Source organism: Candidatus Babeliales bacterium, assembly GCA_035944115.1.
Lineage (GTDB): Bacteria > Babelota > Babeliae > Babelales > Vermiphilaceae > DASZBJ01.
This window is the reverse complement of the sequence record DASZBJ010000029.1, coordinates 88,082-109,212: the sequence shown is the minus strand read 5'-3', so window position 1 is coordinate 109,212 and position 21,131 is coordinate 88,082. Positions and strand designations below refer to the sequence as shown.

The following is a 21,131-nucleotide window of genomic DNA, read 5'->3' as shown; positions in this document are numbered from 1 at the left end:
AACAAAAAGGAGTTGTAATGAAGTTTACGCGTGTAGTTGTGAGTATGATGTTGAGTGGTCTATTTATTGGAATTGTCGCTGATGAGCAGAGCATGTGGCGCATTGAATGTCCAATACAGGAACCGACGGCGCAACTAATCAGAAAGCATTCTTGGAAACCAGGTTGTCCAGTAGCTTTTGAGGATTTAGCGCTGGTCACGCTGCCGTACTGGGGATATGATGATCAACCCCATACTGGTCAAATGGTGGTGCATAGAAAGGTTGCACAAGAAGTTGTCGAGGTTTTTTGTGCGTTGTTTGAGCATAAATTTCCGATAGAGCGCATGCGTTTGATTGATGAGTATAATGCGGATGATAATCTATCGATGAACGATAACAATAGTTCTGCATTTTGTGCACGCGAAATCACCAACAAGCCGGGACAGTGGTCTTTGCACAGTTATGGGATTGCAATTGATGTTAATCCACTCATTAATCCGTATGTAAATAAATCACTGGTGTTGCCAGAAGCCGGCAAAGCATATCTTGATAGAACGATCGGTTGCAAAGGAATCATTACTGATGCGGTTGATAATGTTTGTTATCAGGCGTTTGTAACGCGCGGATGGGATTGGGGAGGAAGCTGGATGCCGATTAAAGGGTATGTGGATTATCAGCATTTTGCTAAGGATCCATCGGTGGTGAGTTAAGGTTGTGTTTTTGTGTGTATGAAAAATAATTATTGCGATAATCGTATAAAACATAGTACGACATAAAATGGTGAAAAGATGTAGTAAATAAAAAAGTGAAAAGCGAGTAATGATGGTACGCAACATTCTTATTTTTCTGTTGTTTTTCAGTGTTTGGGTTTATGCAGGAAAAAATGATTCATCGAATTCATTTGAACTACGTGGTGCTGTAATAGATTCAGAGAAAGATAATAATAAACCTGATAGAAATGGAGTTCCACAGACGCCAGGATTTTATTATAAAGTAGGACCGAGAAGTAATGATTCTTCGTATCATGGATCTTCAATATCTAGAAATTCTATGCGCAAGATTGCGGCGAGTCATAAAATTGATACACGGAACTTTTCTCTTCGGGATTTGGCATTTCAAAAATTGTCTTGGGCCGAAATCAATAGATGTGTTTCGCAGTATTATGATGCATCAACTGATGCAGTTGTTGTATTTAACCCATTGTATTTGACGCATGCGCCTCGTGCCTGTGCAAACTGGACAGTCCAGACGTATTGGGAAGGGCTGAGGGTGTTGTCTGCGCGTAGATTTCTTCTAGACCAGAATGTGGATTTACCGCCCGAATATAAATATTTTGGTAAAAATAGTCAGTATAAAATGTATGTGCATGATGGAGATCGACATTGGATTGCGCAACAATGGCCACTCTATGACTATCCAGCCTTTTGGGAATTTCTTAAACAGTATCCTGATTATGAGCATTGTATATTAGCTGCGCAGAATCTTATTAATCGGAATGAATCGGTACGTGATCAGTTGTCTGCGCAAGCAAGAGAAAAAATAGCTGCGCAAGCAACACGTATTACTGAATGCTATAAAGCTGCGCACGCACATGCAATACAAGAGCAACATGAGCGTGAAGAGCAGGCAAGATTAGCAGCGCAGAAACAGCAAGAGGAATATGAAGAGAAGCTATTGCGAGAGGAAGTAAAAAAACAGGAAGAAATCAGACAGCTGGAGATGATACAAGATCAGTTACGCATGCAGTATACCTGTTTAGAGTCTCAGTGCGGTGATAAAAATCGGTTGCAGCATCTACGGAATGGATTTGTAGCTGTGCAGACGGTAATTAATGGTAATGATGTATCAATATTAGTTATCAGAGAATTGAACAATAATGCAATAGATATCTTGCAAGATTTGGATATAGATGCACAAGAATTTACGCGTTGTTTTGGTAATGCAATAGCCACTGCAAAGCATGAAGAAATTATAGATATTACTAATACATTCGGTGAACTGAGTATACAACCGAATCTACATAAAATTTCATCTATAATGTGTGGCTTTGCTAACAGCGCGCAAATATGTAATAAAAGTGGGGATGTTAAAGAGGCAAATGCAATTGCAGATTTTTGTTGGGATATGCTGGAATATTCCCAGGCATTTGCGGGAGGCATTTTTGATGGTCTAAAAGCCATAGGGAATTCAGTTATTCATGCAGATCAAACAATTCAACATATAGCTAGTGCATGTACAAGAGCAGTGACATTTATAGAAGATATTATGATGCATGCGGAATACTTTAGTGATGAGTGTGAAACACATATGCTCGCTCAGTGTATGGGCATTGAGCACAAAGATCCAAGAGGTGAAATAGAAAAATATACGGAAAAACTTGTGCGGATGGGTGATGCTTTGGAGGCTGCAGGTCACCGTTTTAATAATAAATCAGGTCCTGAAAAAATAAGAATATGTACATCGCTTGGCGTTGAATTATGTTTGACGCCTGTCGTATATGATAAATTGTTTTGTGGCGCTGGTTTACTATGTAGGGCTGTTTCTCCATACGTAAAGGAAGCGTTGCAAAGACTTCCAAATTCTGTACCTGCGGAACATTTGCTTATGTGTGCAGAAGGTGGATCGGAAGTCGAAGTTGCCCTTGAAGCAACGAAAATGTTTGAAAAAGCGGCTGAAGCAGAGAGTAAAATTGCTGGGATTGCTGGTGGCGGAAAAAATATTGGTAATTTTATTACCAAGGAAGCTGCATATACACTTTTAGAAGAGTCACAAGAATTGCATCAATTAGAAAGAATCATAGAACGATTAAGACAGACAGCAGATAAAAATATTTTTAAAACCCATTATTCTCCAGCTAATAGTACTAAAATCGAAGCAATTGAAGCAAAGGCAGAATCTTTGTATGCACTGATAAGAGAGACGGCAAATGATATTAACAGAGTGTCTGAAAATACCGGCCTATCTCAAAAAATTGTTAAAAAAGTTAAAGAACATGTGTTCTTTGATGAACATATATTATTCAATGAAATTAAGCGATTTGCGCCAGATATTGATATGGCAGAAGCATGGACCAGGCTAGCTGATAATAAATTTGTACAAGCAGATTTATCTTGGCTGTTGCATGAATATGCAGAATCGATTCTTATGAAGGGGCAACAGATGAATTGGAGAAGTGCGCATGATATTATAAACCAGTTTTATAATTGGGAAATATTAATTCAATAATTGTGAGGAGTTTTATGGGAAAATATGTTGGTATCAAAAAATATCTTGAAAAAAATAATATGTATTATTATGTAGTTTCAACTAATGATTTTGGTGGAGCACTTTTTTATATAAGGATTGATCCTATTTCTAAAATATTAGATTTTTTTGAAACATCAGATTTTAATCAAGAAGTAGTTTATAGTAAAGATATGCATGACCCTGATTTTATGTTAGAAGCAAAAAATTCAAGCATTAATTTGCACGTTACTCCCTATGTATTATTAAAAGTTTACAGAGCCATTAAGAATAATGATTTTCCTGAGTATCTTGATTATTGTGCATGATCGTGTTCGGATTTTATTATTTACGAATTAAAGAGTAGAAGAAATGGGTCTGAGGCAGTGTTCGAATATGATTTTTAAGTAGTGGATCTTGTGCATTGAAGAGGTATGGGAATAAAGATTAAGTTATTTGCAGACAAATCTATCCAATCATTACAACAGCTGTGGAATGCTTTTGATCCAATTGGTGTGTATGAATACTCCGAGTGGCCCGATGATGAATATCTTACCTATGTGTATGAGACGGCAGATCTTTTTGAAAAAGGTGTCACCTTTGAGCAGCTGTATGCATATGTATGCGATGTAGTCAGAAACCGTATTGGCTTATCATCTGTTAGCGTGAGCGATACAGAAATTGTGGATTTTGTACGTCATCTGCAAGCATGGTATGATGTTTATAAGTAATAAAACATAGCATATATGATTATCGCATAAAGGGTGTTCGATGCAGTTTGATCCAAAGAAAACAGTATTTTTGATAGATGGTTCTTCATTTTTGTATCGAGCATATTACAGTGTTCGCCCGTTACATACTCCTAAGGGTGAAGCGGTGCAGGCGGTATATGGCTTTGCACGAATGCTTAAAAAATTAATTGATACTTTTAATCCGCAATACATAGCATTGGTTTGGGATAGCAAGGGGAAAACAACGCGACATGAGATGTTTGAAAGTTATAAAGCGACACGGCAAGCAGCGCCGAGTGATATTTTCGATCAAAAAGAATATATAATCAGACTTGCGGATGCAATTGGTATGAAGCAGATTGCCAAAACGGGCATTGAAGCGGATGATATTATGTTTTCGCTTGCCAAAGAACAAACGCCCCATAGCGATAGCGTTGTGTTTGTGACTTCTGATAAAGATATGGGCCAAGCGCTCAACGATAAGGTCTTTATTTATGACACGTTCAAAGATGTGATTTTTGATGTAAAAAAGTTTGAAGAAAAAATGGGTTTCTCGGTTGATCGATTGCCGCTATATTTTGCATTGCTGGGGGACGCTTCAGATAATATTCCTGGTGTTAAAGGGATTGGTGAAAAGGGCGCGACTGATTTGGCACAACGGTTTGCGACTCTTGAAGAGTTGTATGAAAACGTGACATCGATTAAAGGCAAAACGCGGATTGCGCTTGAAGAGCAGAAAGATAAAGCATTTTTAAGTCGAGATCTTTTTTTACTGCAGTATCATCCAACTAAGCTAGAAAAAGATGATTTATCATTTGATAGTGCGCAGTGGAGAAGTGCGGAAGAACTGTTTAAAGAGCTTGATTTTAAAAGTTTATTGCAAGATATCGGCGTGACGGCTGAACTTTCTGTAGAGCAAAAAATTGCTGCGATTTCAACATTAGATTTCAAAGCGGTTACCACCGAGCAGCAGCTTGCTGATTTATCAGTTGCTTTAAAAAAAGCGGGTGCCTTTGCGATGGACACTGAAACCGTTGGCGTGCGTCCATTACAAGATCCGTGTATCGGTATGTCGTTTTGTTTTCAAGAAGGTGAGGCATATTATGTGCCATTTGGGCATGCGGTTACCATGTTTGAACAACAGCTATCGCGTGAGCAGGTGGTAGCGGCATTAAAGCCTGTGCTAGAAGATGAAGCATGCAAAAAATATTTGCATCATGTGAAATTTGATCAGTTGGTATTGCATACATTGGGCATTAAGTTGGCAGGGGTCGCTTTTGATACAATGATTGCAGCAACCCTGTTATCGCATGGCTGGCAGCGCGCTGGTCTTAAATTTTTATCAAAGCATTATTTTAACGAGGATATGCTGACATTTGCAGAGCTAGTGACGAATAAAAAACTATCTAATTTCTCACAAGTGCCGCTTAATATTGCCACATTATATGCTGCGCATGATGCGCACCAAACATTTAAGCTGTATGCGGTTTTAGTGCAAGAGTTAAAAAAAGAAAAAAAGTTGTCGCAGTTGTTTTATGATATTGAGATGCCGGTGGTGCAAGTTTTGGTAGAAATGGAAGCTGAAGGTATTTACTTGGATGTGCCGGAGCTCAAACAGTTGGGCAAAACGGTTGATGCTCGTTTGATTGAAATTGAAGATGGGATTCTTAGTTTAATTGGCGATAAGCATGCAGGGATTAATTTGAATTCACCCAAACAGATTGGGGTTTTATTGTTTGAAGATTTAAAACTGCCACCACAAAAAAAATCGGCAAAAAAGACGGGATATTCAACAGATCAAGAAGTACTTGCAGCGCTTGCAGAGTTACATCCAGTACCAGGACTTATCATGCAGTATCGCGAACTGGCAAAATTAAAAAGTACCTATATTGATGCGTTGCCTGAATATGTGAATCCAATAACTAAAAAAATTCATACAACGTACAATCAAATAGCGGTAGCAACAGGGCGGCTTGCGAGTTCTGAGCCTAATTTGCAAAATATTCCTTCAGATGGATCCGTGTTTGGATTTCAGATTCGTGCGGCATTCAAACCTGATCCGGGCTATGTGTTTTTATCCGCAGACTACTCACAGATTGAGTTACGCGTTCTTGCGCAGTTGTCGGGGGATACAACGTTACGAACAGCCTTTTTACATGGACACGATATTCATGCCGAGACAGCGGCGCGGCTTTTTGATGTTGCGCTTGCTGATGTTTCGCATGACCAGCGGCAGATTGGAAAGCGTATCAATTTCTCGATTTTGTATGGGTTGACGCCATATGGACTTTCTAAGGATCTCAATATCTCTTTTGCTGATGCTAAACAGTATATCGATAAATATTTTAAGCAATATCCATCGGTGTCTGGCTGGATGGAGACGATAATTGATTTTGCAAAGGCGCATGGGTACGTGGAAACCCTCTGGGGACGGCGGCGCTATGTGCCAGCAATTAATGAAACAAATCGTCCACTATACGAAGAAGCACGCCGAGTAGCGATCAATACGGTGGCGCAAGGTACAGCGGCGGAGATTATGAAAAAAGGGATGATAGCCTTGCGTAATGTGATTATAGACCAAAGATTAGGGGCAAAAATGCTGTTACAGATTCATGACGAAATTTTGTTGTCGGTTCCGGAAGGCCAGCAGCAAGAGACTGAGCGATTGGTTAAAGCATGTTTAGAAGGGGTGGTTGATTGGTCGGTTCCATTGAGCGTTACTACTCGATTGGGAGCTGATTGGAAGGAAGTAACTAAGTAGGAATATGTGATGATTAAGGTTGCTGTTTTTTATAGGCGTGACTATAATTTGTGGCGGTCAAATATTATTTAATTCATACATATAAAGGATTGTTATGAATAATCAGTTGCGAGCTGTAGCAGTATTAGGCTTCTTATTTTGTTTGCCGATGGGCATGCCGATAGAGGCGAAGCACGGTCATACACATCGTGGGGTATTACACGCGGCGGTGAACCAGGAGAAACAGGAAAAAAATGCATTAGCTGAGCGGAATAAGAAGTTGCACGGTGAAAATCGTCATCTCAAACGGGAGCTTAATAAACCTGCTACGCTAAGTGGAGCGCTTGCAGCATCTGGCATTGCAGCGGCGTCGGCGGGCGTACTATTTGCAGGGGTCGTGCAGATGAATAAAGCTTTGGTGGCCCAAGGGCTTGTTACAGGCGGTGTAATGGGTGTTGCAGTACCAGTTGCAGTAGGATTAGTAGGATTAGTATATCTGAGACCAAAGCGAGAGGCGGCGGTGAAGAAGCTAGTTGGTGGTAGGTATACAGAGTTAACCGATATAATATCAACGGGAGCATTTTTAGCGGCATGTAAGATAGTGGGTGCCCCGATTATAAAAAAATAGCTATCAGCGTTAGGGCCCCTTCGAGGGCCCACATTTGATTTTTCACTCATGAATTGACATTTTAGCCAGTTGATTCATAATAGGAGGAAATTAGATTTAATTCGAAATTGTTACTTGTAGATTACAGTTCTTACGCGAGTGCGATCAGCATTCGCTCAACCAATTTAGAGGATACCGATGGCAACGAGTAAAAGCGGCGGCTCGACCAGTAATGGTCGCGAAAGTCATAGTAAGCGACTAGGGTGCAAATTATTTGATGGTCAAGTAGTAACTGGTGGTGAAATTATTGTTCGTCAACGTGGAACACACATACATCCAGGTTGTGGTGTTAGACGTGGTAGCGACGACACTTTATTTGCGGTAAGCAAAGGCTCTATTAAATTCCATTGGGGCTTAAAAGGTCGTAGATACGTTTCTGTACGAGCTTCTTAATATATAAATTTATAATCTGTGATAAAAAATTCTTGCGCAACCGGTGAAATAGTGTTAATAAAAAGCATATGAATTTGATAGTAGCAGTTATTAATTTGTTTACCATCTTCGGAGAGAGTTATGATTGATTTTTTGAAATATCGTAAATTTGTAGCGTTATATTCATTGTTACTTGTCGTGGGTGGGATTGCGGTTTATTTTTATAAAGAGCAAACTTACGGAGAGGCGTTCAGCTATAGCATTGATTTTAATGGTGGTACACAGATATGGTTGCGTTTTGACGGTCCAGTAGATAGTCAAAAAGTGCGTACCGTGTTAGAAGATAATGGTTGGAAAAACCCCGTTCTTCGTGAGTTCCCCGCTAAACAAGAGTTATTGGTTCGTGTACAAGAATTTGTGAGCGATTCAAAAGGTCTTGCTGATAAAATTACTCAGAAAATTAATGAGAGTATATCAGATAATCGTGCTCAAGTGTTGCAAAGTGAAGGTGTTGGACCAAGTATTGGAGCGGAGCTTCGGCAGCAGTCAATATATGCAGTGCTTTTCTCGTTAATAGCGTTGCTTTTGTATATTGCGTTTGTTTTTTGGTCATTTGCTTTCGCATTTGGAGCTGTGGTTGCCTTAGTTCACGATGCGCTTATTATGGTAGGATTTTTCCTATTATTTGATCGCGAAATATCAATCAACGTGATTGCAGCAATTTTGACAGTCCTTGGATATTCGATTAATGATACGATTATTATATTTTCTTATATCAGAAATCAGCTCAAAAAGAATACCACGGGTTCTTTGTATGATGTGGTAAACGTGAGTATTAATAAAACGTTACGCCGTACCATTCTGACTAGTTTTGCAACAACATTGGTTGTTGTATCGATGTTGGTCTTCGGTGGTGAAGTATTACGTGATCTTTCATTGACATTATTAATAGGTATTGTGTTTGGTACATATTCATCTATTTTCATCGCAAGTCCTGTTATGATGTTGTTTTACAATCGTAAAGAAGCAAAAGCCTAATTTATAGAGGTTTTTGTTTATAAGATATAGCTAATGGAGGTTGTATCTTTCTTTAAAATGGTTGAAAGTCTTGAGTTTTATATTTGTATTTTGATATCCTTGATTCTAGTAAGTATATTCATTGTTATTTTTTCTTTCTTTTTCGTGTATTAATCAAGCAGATCGTTATTTTTCTCATGAAAATTTTTAATTCGTTTATATAGCAAAATGTGCTACAAAAAGTATGGTTAATTTTAATCTATTTCTATTTATTTTTAGGGAGGGTGCATGAAAACCCGAGATGAACAACCTATTGACGATGGGGTTCGTGTGCAAAAAAAGGACTCTGCAAAAGAGACTGTTAAAAAAGAGAGCAGTAGAAAAAAAGAGCCTGTTGTTACAGCGCTTGAAAAAAATCAGTCAGAAAAAGAGATTGTTGAGAAAGTAGTTACGCCAAGAAGGTCTTCATCAGCAAAGATTGTAGCGGAATCGGTGGTTTCTGAGCCAGTTGTATCGCATGAATCAAAAGTACCTGAAAAAACTACTCCGATAGAGAAGGTGCATGCAAAAGAGCCTCGTCAACAAGGAGCGGCTGCGGCGCGTGAGAAGGCTGAGGTGTTAGATAAAAAATTAGAATCTGCAAAGTCTGAAGTTGATTCATCAGTTACATCACATTCATTAGAACCAAGACCGGCGCATGAATCAGTTCGTGATAGAGAGCATCAATCGCGGATCGTAGAAACAATGCCCGAACAGTCGACTGCGCAACAAGTACCATCACAACCAGCACCGCAACAGAGAGCCGTAGAGCAGCAAAGATACAGTGAGCAGGAAAGCAGACGCGAACAGTTGCCAAGAGAGCAGCAAGTGGGTGAAGGCGGAAGAGAGTTTTCTCACGGCGGCCAGCAACATCGACAAGATGGTGATGATCGTCATAGAAATCGGCAGCAATGGGATTCCGGTAGACCGTACAATAACTATCGTTCCCGTCCACAACAGCAGCAGCAAGGAGCCGGTGGGCAACAGCATCAAAATCAACAGCAACATCAGCAGCGTCAGAAAGATCAGCAACAAAAATCTCCTGGTCAAAAGTCGCAACAAGAGCAGGTAAAAGTTCCGCTAAAAGAGCTATCATTGCAAGATCTTAATGTGTATGCGCGTAAGCTCGGCATTATTGGTGCCACGTTGATGACTAAAGTTGTATTGATCGATCGTATTACGTATGTAGAAGCAAATCCCGACATGGAAATGAAGGTTGAAGGTGTTTTAGAAAAACTACCTGATGGATTTGGTTTTTTACGGTCGCAGCAATTTGATTATGTATCTGGACCTGATGATGTGTATGTTTCTCCATCACAAATTAGACGATTTAATTTAAAAACTGGTGATATGGTTACCGGTGTGATTCGCAAACCAAAAGATGGCGAAAAATATTTTGCACTTTTAAAGGTTGATGCGGTTAACTATGACGACCCAGCAAAGACGGTCGATCGTATGAGTTTTGAGCAGTTGACACCACTGCACCCAGATAAGAAATTTAATTTAGAATTAGAGCATGATCCGAAAGCGATCTCAACCCGTATAATGGATATCTTTACTCCTATTGGTAAGGGTCAGCGTGGTTTGATTGTTGCGCCACCAAAAGTGGGTAAAACGGTATTGCTTAAAGAAATTGTAAAATCCTTAATTGTGAATTATCCCGATGATCATTTGATTGTACTTTTGATTGATGAGCGTCCTGAAGAAGTAACGGATATGCGCAAAGCGGTTGAAGGTTCAAAAGCTGAGGTAGTTAGTTCAACGTTTGATGAATCAGCTGAGCGGCATGTGCAAGTTGCGGAGCTTGTTTTAGAAAAAGCAAAGCGGCTCGTTGAAATGGGTAGAAGTGTTATTATTCTACTCGATGCGATTACTCGTTTAGCGCGTGCATATAATACAACCGCACCAGCTTCAGGGAAAGTATTAACGGGTGGTATTGATGCAAATGCGTTACAGCGTCCAAAACGATTCTTTGGTGCTGCGCGTAATACACAAGAAGGTGGTTCGCTTACTATTATTGCAACAGCGTTGGTTGATACTGGTTCTCGTATGGATGAAGTGATTTACGAAGAATTCAAAGGTACGGGTAATATGGAAATTCATATGACGCGTAAATTATCAAATCGTCGTATGTATCCAGCATTTGATTTGATGCAGTCAGGAACGAGACGGGACGATCTCCTTATTGATGCAGAAGATTTAAGTAAAATTTGGGTGTTACAGAAATTTTTGGCAACAATGAATACGGTTGAGGGTATGGAGTTTTTAATTGATAAAATTAAAAAGACCAAGAACAACCGAGAGTTTATTGATGTTATGAATAAAAAAGCAGGTTCCACTCCTTCTGGTTCAGGTTCATCAGGATCTGGATCATCTTCTGGATCAGGATCAGCGTAAAATATCTAAAGACAGATCAGAAAATTCGCCTTTGTGGGCTTTATAATGGCCAACGAAGGCGATCATTCCAGCATTATCAGTGCAATATTGCGGTGATGGTGCAAAGAATGGAATATTTTTTTGCAGGCATAATGCCTGCAATTTTCTTTTGATAAACTTATTACATGCAACACCACCAACAAACGCAACAGCTTTTACTTGTGGAAATTGTTTGAGTGCGTAGGTGATTTTATCTATGAAAATATCGGAGATGCAAACGAGTAGTGAGCTTGCGACCTGCTGTTGTAAGAGGATGTTTGATGCTTGTGTGAATTGTTTAGTTTCTAAAATATAGGCATTTCTTTTTACCAAATCATACAGCACTGCAGTTTTTAGCCCAGAAAAGCTAAAATCGAATGAGGATTTTTTGGTGCGCGGATATGAAAAAAAATCTTGAAAATCTACTGCAGCCGCATACTGTTCTATAATTGGTCCGCCAGGGTATCCGAGATTAATGAGTTTTGCTATTTTATCAAAAGCTTCACCTGCTGCATCATCAACGGTTTGCCCTAAGACATCATATACGCCAAAATCATGCACTAAATAGAGCGAAGTGTGCCCCCCGGATGCGGTAATGCATAGGTAAGGAAAGGGGATATCGTTTTCAATCTGTGCTGAAAATGCGTGACCTTCTAAGTGGTTGACGCCGATTAATTTTTTATTAGTTGCCCATGCGAGAGATTTTGCAAAACAGACTCCAACAAGCAACGATCCAGCGAGTCCTGGCTTGTGCGTGACTGCTATCACGTCAATATCATTCAGTGTACAGCCTGCGGTATCAAGTGCTTGTTGTATGATGATCGGCATTTTTTCTAAATGAGATCGAGAGGCGACTTCTGGAAGAACCCCACCAAATGGTGTGTGTAGAAAAGCTTGTGAGTATAAATGGTTTGAAAGCATGCCGTGAGTGCTGGAGTATACTGCTGCAGCTGTTTCATCACAGGAGCTTTCAATGGCCAAAATGGTGTAATTCATATGCGTTATGTTGTTACCGTTCTTACTATTTTGCTGTTTAAATCATACCGTACTTCTTTTTCGATCGTTGCGTGAATTGCATTGTAATCGATCGACGAGAGCAGGATCTCTATAGATTTTTCATAGAATTGATCTTCGGTTCCATTAAGGATTAAAATATCATTTCTGATAAAGATGGTAGGAAGTTCAGTAGAAGAACCGCCCGCAAGGTGATCTACAAAGTGTGGATTATAGGCAATAATGAGCGTGTCTTCAGGTAGGCGTCCCTGTTTGTCAGGGATCTCACATTCATTGATAATCCAAGTATATTCAGGTTGCTGAATTCGATTAGAGCGGTTTGAGGGTGTTTTGAGTTCTAGTGATAATGAGTAGAATTTGTAGTTTTGGGTTGGTTCGACTCTGAGATAATCAACGGTGCCGGATGATACCATTTTAAACTCTGGCACTTCAGAGATTATAAGGAGCCAAAAATGTGCTTTATCTCTATTTTCTAAAAAATTAAATGAAATCTTGTTGCCGTTTTTATCGTTGTCTAGCTCGATGCGACAGCCTAATTTGCATGCGTACACGTCGGGAGTTTTTTTTAAGGTTTTGGGGAATTGAATAGCAATAGAGAGCATGGTGGGATTATCAATAGCTATTGCTATGCTGTGAGTATATGTAATAATGAGATTTAATAGGATCATGCTTCTTAATAATTTTGTATTCATTGTGTATCCTTGGTAAAATCTTTATGTTGTAACTATACTTTCAAGTATACAATACCTGAAATATCTGAGAGTTACAAATAGAGTGTTACATGCAATGTACAAAGGGGATATTGTGATTAATTGGTTGCAAAAAAAATGTACGGAAATGGTTCAGCAAGAGCGATCGAGTCATCGTCTTGCTATTTCTTTTTGTGTTGGGGTATATATTGCCTTTTCACCTTTTATTGGTTTGCATACCGTCATTACCTTTTTTGTAGCATGGCTTTTTGGCCTTAACATTGTGGCATTGCTGGGAAGCCGGTTGCTGATTAATAATCCTTGGACGATGGTGCCCCTTTATAGCGCTGGAAATTTCTTTGGAAATAATTTTTGCATGTACCTCTTTGGAACCACTATGTTTGAACAGAATCCTTCATGGATGAGCTGGATCAATGAGCCATTGACTCAGTATGTAGGGGTCTCAGGAATTTCATTCTGGTCGTTTTTTATCGGCACTAATTTGCTTGGTATAGCCATAGGTGTTATTCTATACCCAGTGATGCGTTATGTTTTTACCAGATTAATTATTGCGCATCATGGTTCTTACAACTAAAGAATAAACCTACGATCGTCTTCGCGAGCCGCCATTGGCGTGCGTGGCGATCCAGATGAATGAGGGAATACTTAGACGATATGAAACTAATTGCACGAAATAAAAAAGCATTTTTTGAGTATGAGATTTTAGATAAAATCGAAGCGGGTCTTGTTCTTACCGGTGATGAGGTTAAGTCGATCCGTGCGGGCCAGGTTTCCTTGATTGGTGCCTTTGCAACCGTAAAAAATGGCGAGTTGTTTCTTATTAACTGTAATGTTTCTTTGTATGCGCAAGCGTATATGAAAGACAAAGAACAGGCGCTACGAAGTCGTAAGTTACTGCTCAGCAGGCGTCAGCTTAATAAAATGATCGGTGATATATCGATCAAGGGGATAACCATTGTCCCGCTGCAAATGTACCTGAATGATAAAAATTTGGTAAAAGTTGAACTTGGTCTGTGTAAATCTAAAAAAGCTGCGGGTAAAAAGCAGGCGATCAAAGAACGAGATATTGATCGTCAGGCGAGCCGGGAGCTTAAAGATGTCTACAAATATAAATAGCAGCAATAGCTGAAGTAGCTTTCGTATGCCCAAGATGAAAACCCCACACAATGAGGGGCGTAGCAAAAAGACGAACGATTGATAGACTAATTAAGAGATAGTAAAGATCTAGTATATAAGCAAAGGTCGTTTGTTATGATTAATCAACCAAAACGTATGGGAATTCATTACAGCATATTTGAGGATTTCGTTAAAGAAAATCGCATATATGTTGATAAAACCAAAATCATACATGAACTCATAACCGCGTCTAACAAAAAACACTTTTATTTCGTATCTCGTCCTCGCCGTTTTGGAAAATCCCTTTTTATTTCTACGCTCAAAGCTATTTTTTCAGGCAAAAAAGAATTATTCAATGAATATTGGATCGGCAAAAATGGTAATTATGATTGGATAGCACATCCTGTTATCCATTTAGATTTTGGTGGTATTACGAACAGAACCCCAGAACAATTGGAACAAAGTTTGTGCTTTGCTTTGCAGCAAATTGCGGTAGATCATGGTATTGAACCATTAACAGGATCCACTCCAGCAAATATGCTTAAACAACTTGTTCAAAATTTAAAACAACATGATCCTATAGTCTTGCTCATCGATGAATATGATAAGCCGATTGTTGATCATATTGATAATCTTACGATCGCTGAAGACAATAGAAAAATACTCGGTAATTTTTATACGACTGTAAAATCACTCGAACAATATTGGCGTGCTATTTTTATAACTGGCGTTAGTAAATTTGCTAAAACATCATTGTTTTCTGGTTTAAATAACCTTACAGAGCTTTCTTTTGATCCTATTGCCGCAGAGCTTTTCGGGTATACTGAGGAAGAACTAATTACCTATTATTCTTCTCAAATAGATAGTCTTGCGCAACATGCTGGCAAAACAAAGTTAGAAACCATAAAAAATCTAAAAAACTGGTACGATGGATACCGATTTTCACAAGATATGCAAAAGTCTCTTATGTATAACCCTCTGTCGGTTACCACATGCTTGGACAATAAACGATTTGCTAATTATTGGTTTAGCACCGGATCACCCGGTTTCCTGATAGCTCTATTACGCCAAAAAGGGATACATCTTGAAATCAATGAGCCAATCAAAATGTCGATGAAGGGGTTCGAGTCTATTGATATTCATAATATTCCACTCTATGCCCTTCTTTTACAAACCGGTTATCTAACGATTGCTGATTATGACTCTTCGGATAACGTTTTCACCTTAGATTATCCGAATGAAGAAGTGCGAGAGTCTTTTAAAGATTATCTTGTACAGGCATTTGCATATGCTACACCCGATACCTTAGAAATGGAACTTGTACGTATGCGCAGAGCTTTACTAAACAAAGATTTTGCAACCTTTTGCAATGCAGTTAAAATCCTTTTTGCAGGCATTCCCTATAATTTACATATTCCACGAGAAAGTTATTACCACTCGCTTATTCATTTTATGTTTGATTTGATAGGCATGCGACCACGATCAGAGGTTGCTTCCAGCCACGGCAAAGCTGATCTTGTACTCGAAACAGCAGATGCAATTTTTGTTTTTGAATTTAAATATGATAGTTCAGCGCAGCAAGCTCTCAATCAAATTATTAAAAAGAAATACCATGAAAAGTATATGCACAAAAATAAAGAGATTGTTTTGGTTGGTATTACCATTAATTTTAAAGATAAAAACGTAGAGTTTGAGTGGGCTCAACAAGCTTTATAAAATGAAAAGCTTGCAACATTAATGAGAGATTAGAATCTATGAAAAAATTTTTAATACATGTACTGGACCGAACGCCACTAGATTCCGAAGGCGTTAAATATTGTTTAGGTGAAATTCAGATAGGTTCATTTAAAGAAACATTTCGTATGCCATTAGATTTTTGGAGTATCGAACAATATGAAGAGCAATGGAAAGAGGGTATTGAGCGTCTGAAAACATATGATACATCATGTTTGGTGATGATGGTTCAAGGCCCCGGTCCTGAAATGCAACCATGGGCAAAGTTATGGATGATATATAACGTGGGAGGTGAAATTTATATGAAAGATGCTATTATCCTCAGTTCATATTTTAAAAAAGTCTATAAAGATAGGCCTTTTACTCCGCAGACTTGTTATTCTTTGATTTCAAAACGTGGTGACGGCGCTCAAAAATGGGACGTTGACCTTCAGGATTTATTGCGATTTGTTGATGCATAAGGGTGGTGCAATACAGTTAAATATAGCTAATATTCGGCTATAATTGCGTGATTGCAGGGCTTTGTTATACTAAAAAGCATAATAGCTTTCGTATATAAATGCAGGTGGTCCCTATGTTAATTATTTCTGGTCTCCAAGTGTCAGTCGATGATACGGTGATTTTAAAAGGGGTAGATTTAACGGTCAATCCGGGGTCTATTCATGCGATTATGGGACCAAATGGCTCTGGAAAAAGTAGTCTTGCATACACCCTTATGGGGCATCCATTATATACCGTTTTACAAGGATCAATACAATTTTGCGGTCAGGTATTAACAGAGCTTTCTGTTGATAAGCGAGCGCAAGCTGGCATTTTTTTATCATTTCAGCAGCCGTATGCCGTGCCCGGTGTTACGGTTTTTTCTTTGTTAAAAGAGGCACATCGTGCCGTGGCCGGTAAAGATTGTTCTATTAAAGAGTTTCAAGATGTGTTAGCGGATGCGCTTACATCGGTAGGGCTTGCGCCTTCTTTTGCCGATCGAGCTATTCACGAGGGGTTTTCTGGTGGAGAAAAAAAACGGCTAGAAATGGCTCAAATGCTTATTTTAAAACCAAAATTGATTATTCTCGATGAGATCGATTCAGGTCTTGATATTGATGCGTTAAAGCTCGTTGCTGCCTGTATCAATCGGTTAAAAACAGAGCAACCGGCAATGAGTGTGATCTGCATTACCCATTATCAGCGGATTCTTGATTATGTTATCCCGGATTCTGTGCATGTGATGATAGATGGGGTTATAGCTCGGTCAGGTGATGCTCACTTAGCTCGTTCTATTGAACATGCTGGATATGTTGGGTTTAAATAATATGGATAACTATTCTTGCCATGCAGAAAAAGGCTTAAATCAACGTATTGTTACTGAAATTTCAGAAAAAAAGAATGAGCCTGGTTGGATGACGGATTACCGCCTTAAGGGGTTGGCGCTGTTTGAAAAAATGCCGATGCCAACCTGGGGAGCTGATCTGAGTCAACTTGATCCCTATGATATTTTTTATTATTTAAAGCCGTTTGAAAAAACTGCGACCTCTTGGGCAGATGTGCCAGATGATATTAAGACAACATTTGACGCGTTGGGAATTCCGCAAGCAGAACAGCAATTTTTGGCAGGGGTAGGTGCGCAGTTTGAGTCAGAGTTGGTATACAAAAGTTTAAAAAAACAGTGGGCAGACCAAGGGGTCATATTTACTGACATGTCTACCGGACTGCGTGATTATCCTGAATTATTTAAGAAATATTTTGCAACCGTGATTCCTGCGCATGATAATAAATTTGCTGCGTTAAATTCAGCGGTATGGAGTGGCGGTAGTTTTGTGTATGTACCCAAAGGAGTGCGTATTGATATGCCATTACAGGCTTATTTTAGGATTAATGCGGCGAGTATGGGGCAGTTTGAACGAACATTGATCATCGCAGAACCGGATAGTTTTGTGCAGTATGTGGAAGGGTGCAGTGCGCCACTCTATCGAAAAAATTCTTTGCATAGTGCGGTGGTGGAATTGTGTGCGCTAGCGGGTTCACATATTCGATATACCACGATTCAAAATTGGTCTCAAAATGTATACAACTTGGTCACCAAGCGTGCCATTGCCTATAAAAATTCGACCGTTGAATGGATTGATGGCAACTTCGGCAGCAAGGTGACGATGAAATATCCGGCGATTATTTTAAAAGAGCCGGGTGCAAAAGGACAGATAATTTCTATTGCCGTTGCCGGTAAAGGACAGCAGCAAGATGCGGGAGGAAAGGTGATTCATTTGGCCCCGCGTACCACATCAAATATTGTTTCAAAATCGATTAGTAAAAATGGTGGACGCGCGAGTTATCGTGGCCTACTGAAAATAGTTAAAGGTGCTAAACAATCAAAATCTACGGTGCAATGTGAAGCGTTGTTGCTTGATAGCCATTCTCGATCGGATACCTACCCCACGGTTGATGTGCGTGAGCAGCAGGTTGATGTAGGGCACGAAGCTTCAGTAAGCAATATAAATGCGATGCAGGTATTTTATTTGATGAGCAGAGGTTTGTCTCAAGCGCAGGCGCATGCAATGATTGTGAATGGTTTTATCGATGCATTTGTTAAAGAGTTACCGATGGAATATGCAGTTGAAATTAATCGATTGATTGCTATGGAAATGGAAGGGTCAATCGGATGAGCATGCAGCATAATGAGATCCGGCGGGTTATTATTGCACCAGGTCAGCAGCTGATTATACAAGAACGAGGGTCGCATGCAGAATCTAGTTCGGTTGAGTATCACGTTGGTGCACGTGCGCACTGCGTGATTATAGATCAGGATGATGATGTTGTTGGATCAGTAGTGAGCGATATTACTATTATTTGTGAGGCTGATGCACAAGTAACATACATTGTTGTTATGGCAGCAGCGAAAGCACATGATAAAACTATACGCATTATGTTACAAGGGGCGCGTGCACGAGTAGCCGTTCGTGGTGCATATTTGCTTACAGATGAGCAGCGAGTGCATGTTCGTACGCGTCAGGAGCATCGGGGGGCAGAAACGGCGAGCGATTTGCTGTTTAAAGGAATAGTCGCTGAAAAAGCTCAAGTAATATATGAAGGTATGATTCATATTGCAGCAAATGCATACAGAGCAAACGCTGATCAGCAAAATAAAACATTATTAATGGGCGATCATGCATCTGCGCAATCGATTCCTGCTTTAGAAGTGCTTACTCATGATGTGCGTTGTGCGCACGGCAGCGCAATAGGGCAATTAGACCGAGAGCATCTACTATATTTACAATCTCGTGGTATATCCATGCAATCGGCTCGACAGTTATTAGTAAAAGGTTTTCTTGCGGATATCCTTGAGCATCTGCCCAGCGATACGGCAGATGTATTAATTGCACGTATGATGGACAAAGTTGCAGTAGATAAGTTTAGCGTTACCGGTGCTATTGTATGAAAAATATACGTTCTGATTTTCCTATTTTATGTAAGTTGGTAGAGCAAAAACCGCTTATTTATTTTGATAATGCAGCAACAACGCAAAAACCACAGGCCGTTATAGATGCGATTGTTGATTTTTACAGTACCTATAATGCCAATGTCGGGCGATCAACGCATACACTGGGTGAGCGTGCAACAATGATGTATGAAGCGGCACGATCGACCGTTGCTCATTTTATTAATGCGGCCACTCCAGCAGGCATTGTATTTACGAGTGGAACCACAGAAAGTATCAATTTGGTTGCAGATGCATGGGGGCGTGCGCATATTAAAGCTGGTGATGAGATAGTAATTAGCGAGCTGGAGCATCATGCCAATTTGCTCACCTGGCAGAGGCTTGCGTCTCAGGTGGGAGCGAAGTTACGATATATACCAGTATCAACAACTACATACACATTAGATCTTACTGGGTTATCACATTTGATAACTGAAAAAACAAAACTGGTTGCAGTATCGCACGTATCTAATTTTTTTGGTAGTCAGCAGGATATTGCGGCCATTATTGCTCGTGCACATGCAGTTGGTGCAAAAGTATTGATTGACGCTGCGCAATCAGTTGGGCATCAGTTGGTTGACGTGCAACTTCTTAAACCGGATTTTCTGGCCTTTTCGGGACACAAAATGTTTGGACCAACAGGGATTGGCGTGCTCTATGTTGCTGCAGCAATGCATGATCAGATGGCCCCCTATCATGTGGGTGGTGGCATGGTGTATGAAGCAGATTGGCATACAGCAACATTTTTACCAATGTCGCAACGATTAGAGGCGGGTACGCCAGCAATTGCTCAAGCAGTGGGGCTGGCAGCAGCCATTACGTATATTAATGAGCATATTAATTTTGATGTGCTGCAAAAGCATGAAGCGTCTTTGTCTGCACGATTGATTGATGGTTTGCAGGTTTTCGATCGCATTACTATTATAGGTCCAATCGGCCAGCTACGATCGATTGGACATTTGGTCAGTTTTGTAGTGGATGGCATTCATGCACATGATGTTGCAGCGTATTTGAGTCAGCGTGGGATTGCAGTGCGTGCGGGGCATCATTGTGCACAGCCACTGGCAAAAAAGTTGGGTATTGCAGCATCAGTACGGGCCAGTTTTCATGCATATAATACAATGCAAGAGGTCGATCGGTTTCTTGCGATAATGCATGAGTTGTTGGAATCAAACGCATAACAATTATTTTTTCTTTGGTCTATTCATTGAAACAATGTATATCACGAGTGAGCTAAGCACTGCTGAAAAAAAGCACCAAACAGAAGTGACATGATTTGAATACCACATAAGGGTAAAGCCAAGTGATCCTGCAATAGCAGTTCCCAGGAGCCACGCATATCGTTTGCTTGAAATAAATAATGGTGTGATGACTGCAATGCAATAAAGCAGTGAGGTAAGACTGACATGTTCTGTTGATCCATATGATGGGTACAAAATATGATGATCAGTTATTTTTGCCCAGACCCCTTGCTGGTACATACGGGTTACTGTGTGTATACCAAATAGTATACCAGATGTCAGTGGTAGTAAGAGTAAGTTTTTGCGTAATCTGTCTGTTTCAGGGTACCATGCAACCAATGGTATCCAAATCGGCCACACTAAGAATGCGATAATGAGAAAAATGTGGGCCGCGATAATACTGATCAGAGCATCAAGGGGTTGGTTTGTGGCGCTGATCCAGATAGCACCTTCGCAAAATTGTTGTAACGCAAAAATTATTGGGCTTGCGGCAAAATATCTGAGCGGCGAGTGACGACCGGCAATTTTTATAGCACTAATACCTAAGGCTGCTAAAATAGCAGCAGAGGCGAAACTGGCAGTTGCGGAAAAGCACATATTTTCTCCTTATTTTTTAATTTTTCCTGATGGTTTGCAGAGTATGCAGAATCGATGAAATTGTACAAGTG

The 21,131-nt window shown here is 39.9% G+C and carries 19 protein-coding genes and 1 pseudogene; 17 read left to right on the top strand and 3 right to left on the bottom strand.

The window, feature by feature from the left end:
• Nucleotides 1–17: 17 nt before the first annotated feature.
• The 9 genes and pseudogenes from VGT41_03535 to rho all read left to right on the top strand — a co-directional run bounded on the left by VGT41_03535 (nucleotide 18) and on the right by rho (nucleotide 11,092).
• Nucleotides 18–689 (top strand): M15 family metallopeptidase, encoded by a 672-nt coding sequence (locus VGT41_03535; GenBank protein HEV2601344.1) that lies wholly within the window; start codon nucleotides 18–20, stop codon nucleotides 687–689.
• Nucleotides 690–798: 109 nt separating this feature from the next.
• Complete coding sequence (locus VGT41_03530; GenBank protein ID HEV2601343.1) at nucleotides 799–3,204, top strand: hypothetical protein; 2,406 nt, start codon at nucleotides 799–801, stop codon at nucleotides 3,202–3,204.
• A gap of 14 nt (nucleotides 3,205–3,218) precedes the next feature.
• On the top strand, nucleotides 3,219–3,530 hold the full coding sequence (locus VGT41_03525; protein ID HEV2601342.1) for a hypothetical protein: 312 nt from the start codon (nucleotides 3,219–3,221) through the stop codon (nucleotides 3,528–3,530).
• 105 nt (nucleotides 3,531–3,635) lie between these two features.
• The gene (locus VGT41_03520; GenBank protein ID HEV2601341.1) at nucleotides 3,636–3,932 is read left to right on the top strand and encodes a hypothetical protein; all 297 of its coding nucleotides are present in this window, start codon (nucleotides 3,636–3,638) and stop codon (nucleotides 3,930–3,932) included.
• 40 nt (nucleotides 3,933–3,972) lie between these two features.
• On the top strand, nucleotides 3,973–6,693 hold the full coding sequence (polA, locus tag VGT41_03515) for a DNA polymerase I (GenBank protein ID HEV2601340.1): 2,721 nt from the start codon (nucleotides 3,973–3,975) through the stop codon (nucleotides 6,691–6,693).
• Between the two features lie 94 nt (nucleotides 6,694–6,787).
• On the top strand, nucleotides 6,788–7,300 hold the full coding sequence (locus tag VGT41_03510) for a hypothetical protein (GenBank protein ID HEV2601339.1): 513 nt from the start codon (nucleotides 6,788–6,790) through the stop codon (nucleotides 7,298–7,300).
• 177 nt (nucleotides 7,301–7,477) lie between these two features.
• Complete coding sequence (gene rpmA / locus VGT41_03505) at nucleotides 7,478–7,732, top strand: 50S ribosomal protein L27 (GenBank protein HEV2601338.1); 255 nt, start codon at nucleotides 7,478–7,480, stop codon at nucleotides 7,730–7,732.
• A gap of 120 nt (nucleotides 7,733–7,852) precedes the next feature.
• Entirely contained in the window at nucleotides 7,853–8,749 is an 897-nt protein-coding gene (gene secF / locus VGT41_03500; protein HEV2601337.1) for a protein translocase subunit SecF, read from the top strand.
• A gap of 267 nt (nucleotides 8,750–9,016) precedes the next feature.
• Nucleotides 9,017–11,092: pseudogene (rho, locus tag VGT41_03495) on the top strand (transcription termination factor Rho).
• A 63-nt stretch (nucleotides 11,093–11,155) separates the two neighbouring features.
• Here the strand turns inward: rho and tsaD are convergent.
• Complete coding sequence (gene tsaD, locus VGT41_03490; protein HEV2601336.1) at nucleotides 11,156–12,178, bottom strand: tRNA (adenosine(37)-N6)-threonylcarbamoyltransferase complex transferase subunit TsaD; 1,023 nt, start codon at nucleotides 12,176–12,178, stop codon at nucleotides 11,156–11,158.
• Nucleotides 12,179–12,183: 5 nt separating this feature from the next.
• The gene (locus tag VGT41_03485) at nucleotides 12,184–12,888 is read right to left on the bottom strand and encodes a hypothetical protein (GenBank protein HEV2601335.1); all 705 of its coding nucleotides are present in this window, start codon (nucleotides 12,886–12,888) and stop codon (nucleotides 12,184–12,186) included.
• Between the two features lie 112 nt (nucleotides 12,889–13,000).
• Between VGT41_03485 and VGT41_03480 the strand changes: the two genes are divergently transcribed.
• The 8 genes from VGT41_03480 to VGT41_03445 all read left to right on the top strand — a co-directional run bounded on the left by VGT41_03480 (nucleotide 13,001) and on the right by VGT41_03445 (nucleotide 20,403).
• On the top strand, nucleotides 13,001–13,480 hold the full coding sequence (locus VGT41_03480; GenBank protein HEV2601334.1) for a DUF2062 domain-containing protein: 480 nt from the start codon (nucleotides 13,001–13,003) through the stop codon (nucleotides 13,478–13,480).
• An 80-nt stretch (nucleotides 13,481–13,560) separates the two neighbouring features.
• Nucleotides 13,561–14,022, top strand: a complete 462-nt coding sequence (smpB, locus tag VGT41_03475) for an SsrA-binding protein SmpB (GenBank protein ID HEV2601333.1) — start codon at nucleotides 13,561–13,563, stop codon at nucleotides 14,020–14,022.
• A gap of 135 nt (nucleotides 14,023–14,157) precedes the next feature.
• A complete protein-coding gene (locus VGT41_03470) occupies nucleotides 14,158–15,738 on the top strand; it encodes an AAA family ATPase (protein ID HEV2601332.1) in 1,581 nt (526 codons plus the stop codon).
• 38 nt (nucleotides 15,739–15,776) lie between these two features.
• A complete protein-coding gene (locus VGT41_03465; GenBank protein HEV2601331.1) occupies nucleotides 15,777–16,217 on the top strand; it encodes a hypothetical protein in 441 nt (146 codons plus the stop codon).
• Nucleotides 16,218–16,330: 113 nt separating this feature from the next.
• A complete protein-coding gene (sufC, locus tag VGT41_03460; protein HEV2601330.1) occupies nucleotides 16,331–17,062 on the top strand; it encodes a Fe-S cluster assembly ATPase SufC in 732 nt (243 codons plus the stop codon).
• 1 nt (nucleotide 17,063) lies between these two features.
• Complete coding sequence (gene sufB, locus VGT41_03455; protein HEV2601329.1) at nucleotides 17,064–18,410, top strand: Fe-S cluster assembly protein SufB; 1,347 nt, start codon at nucleotides 17,064–17,066, stop codon at nucleotides 18,408–18,410.
• The gene (locus VGT41_03450) at nucleotides 18,407–19,183 is read left to right on the top strand and encodes a SufD family Fe-S cluster assembly protein (protein ID HEV2601328.1); all 777 of its coding nucleotides are present in this window, start codon (nucleotides 18,407–18,409) and stop codon (nucleotides 19,181–19,183) included. The genes sufB and VGT41_03450 overlap by 4 nt, the downstream gene beginning before the upstream one ends.
• Nucleotides 19,180–20,403, top strand: a complete 1,224-nt coding sequence (locus VGT41_03445; GenBank protein ID HEV2601327.1) for a SufS family cysteine desulfurase — start codon at nucleotides 19,180–19,182, stop codon at nucleotides 20,401–20,403. Before VGT41_03450 ends, VGT41_03445 begins: the two co-directional genes overlap by 4 nt.
• A 3-nt stretch (nucleotides 20,404–20,406) precedes the next feature.
• On the opposite strand, the gene VGT41_03440 is transcribed toward VGT41_03445, so the two are convergent.
• The gene (locus VGT41_03440) at nucleotides 20,407–21,060 is read right to left on the bottom strand and encodes a DUF6629 family protein (protein HEV2601326.1); all 654 of its coding nucleotides are present in this window, start codon (nucleotides 21,058–21,060) and stop codon (nucleotides 20,407–20,409) included.
• Between the last annotated feature and the right edge of the window lie 71 nt (nucleotides 21,061–21,131).